This window comes from Pseudoalteromonas sp. T1lg22, from assembly GCF_002964645.1.
Classification (GTDB): Bacteria; Pseudomonadota; Gammaproteobacteria; order Enterobacterales; family Alteromonadaceae; genus Pseudoalteromonas.
In genome coordinates this window covers 1-264 of record NZ_PQBY01000012.1, presented here as the reverse complement: position 1 = coordinate 264, position 264 = coordinate 1, and the positions used below count along the sequence as shown (strand labels likewise).

Annotated in this window: 1 rRNA gene; it reads left to right on the top strand. The window is 50.4% G+C overall.

The features are described from left to right. Positions 1-10 precede the first annotated feature (10 nt). Positions 11-264: ribosomal RNA gene (locus tag C2M24_RS07110) — 16S ribosomal RNA — on the top strand; the annotation flags it as partial.

Below are 264 nucleotides of genomic sequence, written 5' to 3'. Positions count from 1 at the left end.
AAAAAACTTTTAATTGAAGAGTTTGATCATGGCTCAGATTGAACGCTGGCGGCAGGCCTAACACATGCAAGTCGAGCGGTAACATTTCTAGCTTGCTAGAAGATGACGAGCGGCGGACGGGTGAGTAATGCTTGGGAACATGCCTTGAGGTGGGGGACAACCGTTGGAAACGACGGCTAATACCGCATAATGTCTACGGACCAAAGGGGGCTTCGGCTCTCGCCTTTAGATTGGCCCAAGTGGGATTAGCTAGTTGGTGAGGTA